At 53.1% G+C, this 6393-nt stretch carries 6 protein-coding genes and 1 pseudogene; 4 read left to right on the top strand and 3 right to left on the bottom strand.

All coding sequences use genetic code 11. The features are described 5' to 3' along the window. Window positions 1–118: 118 nt before the first annotated feature. A pseudogene (locus tag AC13DD_RS03320) lies at window positions 119–813 on the bottom strand (IS3 family transposase); the annotation flags it as partial. 14 nt (window positions 814–827) lie between these two features. Between AC13DD_RS03320 and AC13DD_RS03315 the strand changes: the two are divergent. After that, complete coding sequence (locus AC13DD_RS03315) at window positions 828–1466, top strand: DUF6560 family protein (RefSeq protein ID WP_288944919.1); 639 nt, start codon at window positions 828–830, stop codon at window positions 1464–1466. Window positions 1467–2131: 665 nt separating this feature from the next. Here AC13DD_RS03315 and AC13DD_RS03310 read toward each other — a convergent pair. Beyond that, window positions 2132–2998: a LysR family transcriptional regulator gene (locus AC13DD_RS03310; protein WP_008172249.1), complete on the bottom strand. Its 867-nt coding sequence runs from the start codon at window positions 2996–2998 to the stop codon at window positions 2132–2134. A gap of 160 nt (window positions 2999–3158) precedes the next feature. On the opposite strand from AC13DD_RS03310, the gene AC13DD_RS03305 reads away from it, so the two are divergent. Then, the gene (locus tag AC13DD_RS03305; RefSeq protein WP_008172251.1) at window positions 3159–4268 is read left to right on the top strand and encodes an alcohol dehydrogenase family protein; all 1110 of its coding nucleotides are present in this window, start codon (window positions 3159–3161) and stop codon (window positions 4266–4268) included. 88 nt (window positions 4269–4356) lie between these two features. On the opposite strand, the gene AC13DD_RS03300 is transcribed toward AC13DD_RS03305, so the two are convergent. Then, the gene (locus tag AC13DD_RS03300) at window positions 4357–4608 is read right to left on the bottom strand and encodes a hypothetical protein (protein ID WP_008172254.1); all 252 of its coding nucleotides are present in this window, start codon (window positions 4606–4608) and stop codon (window positions 4357–4359) included. A gap of 292 nt (window positions 4609–4900) precedes the next feature. Between AC13DD_RS03300 and AC13DD_RS03295 the strand changes: the two genes are divergently transcribed. Together AC13DD_RS03295 and trxA are read left to right on the top strand one after the other, a co-directional pair. Next, window positions 4901–5926, top strand: coding sequence for a lipid A deacylase LpxR family protein (locus tag AC13DD_RS03295; RefSeq protein WP_008172257.1), 1026 nt, complete (start codon window positions 4901–4903; stop codon window positions 5924–5926). 118 nt (window positions 5927–6044) lie between these two features. After that, a complete protein-coding gene (gene trxA / locus AC13DD_RS03290; RefSeq protein WP_008172259.1) occupies window positions 6045–6368 on the top strand; it encodes a thioredoxin in 324 nt (107 codons plus the stop codon). Window positions 6369–6393 lie beyond the last annotated feature (25 nt).

Genomic DNA, 6393 nt, shown 5'->3' with positions numbered 1-6393 from the left:
CCACCCTCACAGTGGGTGGGATTGATTGGTTACTTCCTCCTGAATTACCGGTTCAATTTTCCAGATAGACTCGTGGTCCATTTGTGCTTCCATCCTCGCCCTGGACCCCGGGCACACCGTAGGTGATGTCACCACACCAAGCCTGATTGGGCCGGTCTACCGTGAACTCGCGGGCCAGGTGGTTCGGGATATCCGGTCGTTCGACCGTGGCCTGCTTGTAAGCGTGAGGGCCTGGCTGCTTACAGATCAGCCCCAACTCGCTCATCAGACGTCGAACCTTGAAGCGCCCGACGACAATGCCTTCTTCGCTGAGTAAGCCCTTTATTGTCCGGCTGCCGGCAGAGCTGCGGCTCTTCGTGAACAGCCGGTTTACCTGGGCCTTCAGGGCCAGACGCTCAACATCCACACGGTTCCGCCGTTGGCGGTATTCGTAGTAACTAGAACGACTGATATCAAACGCATTGCAGACCATTTCAACAGGTATTCGCTCACTCAACTGGTCTATCAGCGCGTACGATTCATGTCGTCCGACATCAAGAGAGCGGTAGCCTTTTTTAGTATGTCTTTCTCCTGTTCAAGGCGCTTGCAGCGGGCTTCCAGCTCCTGAATACGGCGCTGCTCCGGGGTTAACGCCTTGCCCTTCGGGGTGACACCGTCACGCTCCTCGGTCAATTGGTTAACCCAGCGCCGGATAGCACTTTCACCAATTCCCAGAGACACGCTCGCCTGGGGAATCGTGTAACCTTGATCCAGCACCAAGCTGGCTGCTTCCTGTTTGAACTCAGGAGAAAAAGAACGTCGCTTTCTGGTCATCAGACACCTCGTTTATGGTGGCGATATTACCACCTACGTTGGTGTCCGGAATCATTGAACCACTACAACCCCTCCTGCTCTGGCTGAAGACGTCAGACACCTTCAATGTGGCACATCGATGCCTGGGGAGCAGGGGAAGCTTATATCATTCGTTAGGTGTTTTAATGGAGTATCTCTACAATGTACTTCTATTCCTTGCTCAAATTGTGTTCTTTTGGATTATACTTAGCGGTAAGGTTTCGATAGATAGAAGTTGGCTGGTTGTTCAATATGGCTGGGTACTCAAGGTAGTTGTGATCGTATTCACTTTGTTTTTCTCCCTTGTTTTATATTCTGCAATTCAAGAAGAGAGAGTTATTCAAGTAGTTTACTGGTTTCTTTTCTCTATCGTCGGAGTAGGGCTAGTGAGCTTGAATGAGGTCTTTCGTCGAAAAATTTGGTTCGATGAAAAGATGATTTACTACCAATCAGCTTTCGGCAAAAGAGTCAGATTACCGCTTTCGGAAGTCGTGTCCATAAGCCGTGGCCGGTATGGGTCCTCGTTTAAAATAGTCGGGGCGAAGGGACAAAAAGTTGAATGCTTCCTTCATATGGCGGGTAGCATTGAGTTTTATAATTATGTTCGCTCAATATCAAGAAATGACCAAACCTAACCAACGCATCAACCTCGCCATGGACTTCCAACTGATGCGCAAGGCGTTAATTGACATGAGCAGAGTCGTTGAGTTGGTAGATGGAGCCCATTTCGTAGCAACTCTATGGTGCTTGTCTCCCCTAATTCCGGTGTCGTTGCTGGCTTCTGAGGAGGTAGTTTGGATGCCTTACGCTGGGGCGTGCATATTTGCCTTATTCGGATATTCCGTTTGCAAGCTGCGTTCAAAACGCAAGCGCGAGTCTCGTTGGGGGTATTCTGATGCAGTTGCATATATTGTCCTACCACTCACGTTATTTGGTCTCTCGTCGTACGGAATGTTCAGCAGTGCTGTCACTTAACCAATCCCGTTAGTCCCGAGGCCTTTGAAAAGGCCTCCGTTTGAGGCTGAGGTGTGTCATATGCATCGCGGTAAGTCCAAAACGGAGACAACTCCATTGGCATTGGTCGCCTTATCCGAATGTTCGCTTTGCGACCGCCTACGCCTTCCCAACTACTCTAAATAAAAGGATTCTCGATGCCTCCTCCTCGCGATCATCTAATAACATTGGCACCTGATGTCCAATGATCCGTTCCTACTGATCGCGGAGAGGCGAAGTATTTAAAGAATATCGGGGTGTGCCCTGGTTTTTTCAGTCATACCGGCTTGGTCTGTGTGCCTGGTCATCAACCTCTGACAAGGGCCCGGGCAGCCGACAAGACGCATTCCTGAAGGGGCTGCATGAAATTGGGGCTCAGGGTGCCTGCGTCAATTATATTCATGGTCAGCAGCCTTTGCCCGGGTAGCTGATCGATTTGGAAAGGGCGAACCCTTGAGGACGTAATCGACGACTCTGGCAAAAGGGCCACTGCCAGTCCAGATTCGACCGCCGAGTATAGGTTTGCCATGTCCGAACTGGTCAGTACCGGATGATAGTCCAAGCCGGACTGCCTCAGATCCGAGGCAGCGAGATCCCGCAACGCGCAGTCGCTTTCCAGCAAGGCAACCGGGAGTGCCTCCTCTGTATTGATCGGTAGCCCGGCCGGGGCATACCAGTACAGAGCTTCCGACCACAAGTTTTTCTCCGGGGAGAACTGAGGCTCGCCCGTAACAATGGCCACATCCAGATCCCCGGTGGTTACCAGTTCCCGGAGTTTACGGCTGCGGCCACAGGTAATCCGGGGCACCAGCTCGGGAAAGGCCTTCCGAATGCGAGGAATGAACTGCTTTAGGAACGGGTGGGCATAATCTGTGGGTATTCCGAAGTGCACCGGCCCTCGCAGGGGCTCCGCGCTAAGCGCACTCAGCGTCTCATTGTTCAGACGCAGCAGTCTGTCAATGTAACTCAGCAACGTTTTACCGGGCTCCGTAAGCTTGATGCCCTGGTTACTCCGTTCAAGAAGTCGCTGCCCCAGCTGTTCTTCCAGGCGCTTGATCTGCATGCTGACAGCTGCTTGCGAGCGGTACAAGCGACTCGATGCCTCTTTAAAACCGCCTGCCTCTACCACGGCGGCGAAGGTGTTCAATAGGTCCAGATCCAGTAAGGGTTTCATAGGATTCGTCTTCGTTCATGTATCACAAAACCTAAATTATCATATCAGCAATATTCGTTTGATTGAACTACTCTGCACTTTTATGATGTCGCCATATTCATTGCAATTGACGATTTAGTGATCAGGCCAATGGGTCTGGCACGAACGAGGAGATGACACCATGAATCACATCGATATCCCTGAGACCATGACAGGAGTTGTTCTCACCGGGCATGGCGGTTTGGATAAACTCGAATTCCGGGAGAACCTTAACGTGCCCAAGGCCGGGGTGGGAGAGGTGCTTATCAAGGTCGGTGCTAGTGCCATTAACAACACCGACATAAATACCCGCACAGGCTGGTATTCCAAGGGCGTGACAACGGGAACGGATCAAGGAGCGGCATCCGGATTTGAGACGGCCAGCGAGGAAGACGGTACCTGGTCCGGAAAGCCCTTGAGCTTTCCGCGTATTCAGGGAGCCGATGTGTGCGGAACCATCGTTGCGGTCGGTGAGGCAGTGGACCGGGGACGGATCGGCGAGCGAGTGCTGGTTCGCCCCATGCAACAGTCGCCTGATAACCCGTCCTCCTACAACCTCATCACATTTGGTTCCGAGTGCAATGGCGGCTACGCCGAGTATGCCGTGGCGAGATCCAGCGAAGTGTTTGCGGTTAACAGCACACTGAGCGACACCGAGCTGGCGTCTTTTCCCTGTGCATACTCAACCGCTGAAGGCATGCTGGACAGAGCCGACCTGAAAGCCGGAGAACGGATTCTAATCACAGGCGCTTCCGGCGGCGTTGGATCAGCAGCAATTCAGCTGGCGAAACGCCGGGGTGCCGAGGTCATCGCCGTGTGCGGTGAATCCAAGTTCGACGAGGTGCGTTTGCTGGGCGCTGACCAGGTCGTTCCCAGGGGGGAATCGCTGCTGGAAGTACTGGAGCAGGACAGCGTTCAGGTAGTGGCGGATCTGGTCGCTGGCCCGCAGTGGCCGGAGTTATTGGAGGTGCTTAGCCGAGGCGGTCGTTACGTCGCCTCGGGGGCCATTGCAGGGCCAATGGTGGAGCTGGATGTTCGTACTCTGTACCTGAAAGATCTGAGCCTGTTGGGTTCCACCTGGCAGCCCAAAAAGGTGTTCGAGAATCTGATTGGCTACATTGAGCGGGATGTAATCCGGCCCGTAGTAGCGAAAAGATACGCTCTGCGTGATGTGGTAACGGCTCAGCAAGATTTTATGACCAAGCGCTTCTCCGGCAAACTCGCGATTGAAGTTGCCGAACAGAATCACTGAACAAGAGAGCAGGTAGGAAGAGAAAGCTGATAAAAACGCACCGTCCCTGGTGCCAAGACGCAAATGAAACTTCTGAAACAGGAATGCCTCAACCGTGGCTTTCGGAGCGCACCTCGCCACGGATAACAACCTGACCGCTGTAAGGGGCCGGCTCTGCGTTTTCATGGTTCGCGTTCCGGTCCTGAATTTCACCACGAATAACGACCTGGCCGCTGTAGGGCGCGGGATGGGCCTCTTCGGTGCTCGGCTGGTCTGACTTTCGGTCTGCCAGAGTTGCGTGAGCGGGAAGGGCAGTCGCAGCCATGAGTGAAGCCAGGGTAATCAGTGCAGCTTTACGCATTTCAATTCTCCAAACATTGAGTGGGTTCAGCTGATCCCGCGGCAAAAGCTGTTCGGGCATCAGATGGGAGAATTATGGAGGCGAAGGCTGCCGAAGGAATAATTCTTAAACGGTATGGCTAACATCATTTTCCGTGATGTAACTAACGCGCAACCGCACATTTAGTGGCCGTATTTATGCTTATACATAACCCTCAATGATGTTTTGAATATCAATCCATAATTAGTCCTGCCAGCCCGCTACTTGAAAAATAGCAGCCAACTTTTCGACCGATCTGAATTCGGAGTTGGCTATGTTTCGTCGTTTACTAATTGCTTCCCTCGCAACAGTTGTATTCGCTCCTTTTGCGCACGCAGAGCCTGGCGACTCGGTACTTGCGCTTTCGACAGACAATGACCTGTTTGCGCCGACACAAACAGACAGAGACTATACAGCGGGTCTCGCCATTACCTATTCATCCAACTCACAAGAATTCATTGATAACCCCGTGTCCCAGGTGAGCCAAGGCTTGGACGGTTTGTTGCTACCTATTGTGGGGGGCAGCGTCGAAATCCCCGAAAGCGCCGCGCTTGAATTCGGTGCTTATGGTTTTACCCCTGAGGAGATCAGCGCATCGGACATTGATCGAAGTGATCGGCCATACAGCAGCCTGGTCTATATGTCGTCTAGCCAGAGTTATGAATCCCCCGGTGCAGGCTCCGGTTGGACAACGTCGATGACCGTCGGGATTCTCGGGCTCGACGCGTTCAAAGCCGGGCAAAATGCTGTGCACAAGGTGGTGGGTAGCGATCGCGCAAACGGATGGGATCATCAGATCTCGGAGGGCGGTGAGCCGACGTTCCGATACTCAGCGGCGTATCACCAGTACCTGGACGCCAGCCAACCCGATCAGCAATACAAAGTGACCTATTTTGGATCAGTGGGCTATTTGACGGAATTCGGCGCGGCGCTGGTGTTCCGTGATGGACTGATTTCCTCGCCAGACAACCGTTTTAACCCTGAGCTGATGGCTTATGGCGAACGAGCGCCGGGTGTTTCGGCACCAGGTGGCAGTGAGAGCTATTTCTGGGGCGGTTTGTCCGTAAAAGCGCGGGCGTACAACGCATTTCTTCAGGGGCAGTTTCGCGATTCAGACCACGAGCTGACCGCCAATGATCTGAACATTCTGCTGGCTGAAGTCTGGGGAGGCTACACCCACAGTTTTCTCGGCGGCAGCGAAATCAGTTACGTGCTGCGAGTTCAAAGCTCCGAAATTAAATCTGGTACGGGAAACCGCACGCTCGCCTGGGGTGGCATTGTGTTTAGCAAGCGGCTGTGAAGGCCGCCGGTGACCATTCATCAGATCACTGAATGGAACATATACCGCACCGGAATTAGTTTTAACCCCGTGAAGGCCTCATTCTTTCACTAACCCACAGGGCAAAGGAGACTGTGAAATGAGCAAGATCATCGAAGTAACCGATACAAACTTTAAAGAAGCGGTCGAGCAAAGCGAGCAGCCGGTGCTGGTGGATTTCTGGGCACCGTGGTGTGGGCCATGCAAAACTGTTGCACCAATGCTAGAGGAGATCGCCGATGAGTTCGGCGAGGCGCTAACCATCGCCAAGGTCAACGTGGACGACAGCCCCGAGATTACTGCAAGAATGCGTATCCGGAGCATTCCGACGCTGGCTCTCTTTGATGACGGCGGAATGATCGCCCAGAAAACCGGAGCCGGAAGCCTGGGTGAACTGAGAACCTTTGTAAAAGGACATCTGTAAACCGGAACCAAAGCCTCCCTAGCGG

The sequence above is a fragment of the Marinobacter sp. L-13 genome (assembly GCF_056857715.1).
Note: the sequence above shows the minus strand (reverse complement) of the source record. Positions and strands in the feature narration are given on the sequence as shown.

Bases quoted from the DNA above. Each gene is read 5' to 3' on its own strand.
- AC13DD_RS03300 (WP_008172254.1), bottom strand. From the start codon at position 4,608: ATGCGTAAAGCTGCACTGATTACCCTGGCTTCACTCATGGCTGCGACT.
- trxA (WP_008172259.1), top strand. From the start codon at position 6,045: ATGAGCAAGATCATCGAAGTAACCGATACAAACTTTAAAGAAGCGGTC.
- AC13DD_RS03315 (WP_288944919.1), top strand. From the start codon at position 828: ATGGTGGCGATATTACCACCTACGTTGGTGTCCGGAATCATTGAACCA.
- AC13DD_RS03310 (WP_008172249.1), bottom strand. From the start codon at position 2,998: ATGAAACCCTTACTGGATCTGGACCTATTGAACACCTTCGCCGCCGTG.
- AC13DD_RS03295 (WP_008172257.1), top strand. From the start codon at position 4,901: ATGTTTCGTCGTTTACTAATTGCTTCCCTCGCAACAGTTGTATTCGCT.
- AC13DD_RS03305 (WP_008172251.1), top strand. From the start codon at position 3,159: ATGAATCACATCGATATCCCTGAGACCATGACAGGAGTTGTTCTCACC.